The sequence below is a fragment of the Shewanella sp. SG44-2 genome, from assembly GCF_014164215.1.
Classification (GTDB): Bacteria; Pseudomonadota; Gammaproteobacteria; order Enterobacterales; family Shewanellaceae; genus Shewanella; species Shewanella frigidimarina.
In genome coordinates this window covers 1-233 of sequence record NZ_JACJEU010000119.1, presented here as the reverse complement: position 1 = coordinate 233, position 233 = coordinate 1, and the positions used below count along the sequence as shown (strand labels likewise).

Below are 233 nucleotides of genomic sequence, written 5' to 3'. Positions count from 1 at the left end.
GATATCGCCGGTAACCCATCTGCAACCGCCACCGACAACCAGCCAGTGGACAATGTGGCAGCACCTGCACCGACTGTAGAATTCAGCGGCATGGGCACTGATGGCGTGTTCAACAGCGATGAGATCGGCAGCGACGGCACTGTGACTGCCACCGTGACGCTAGCGACTGGCACTGAAGTTGGCGACACCTTGATTGTCACTGATGGCAACGGCAACACCCTATTTAATGGCCC

1 protein-coding gene is annotated in these 233 nt (G+C 57.5%); it reads left to right on the top strand.

Features of this window, described 5'->3' with window-relative positions; translation table 11 throughout:
• The coding region (locus H5181_RS20525; RefSeq protein ID WP_182751903.1) for a hypothetical protein at positions 1-233 on the top strand (233 nt) is incomplete at both ends.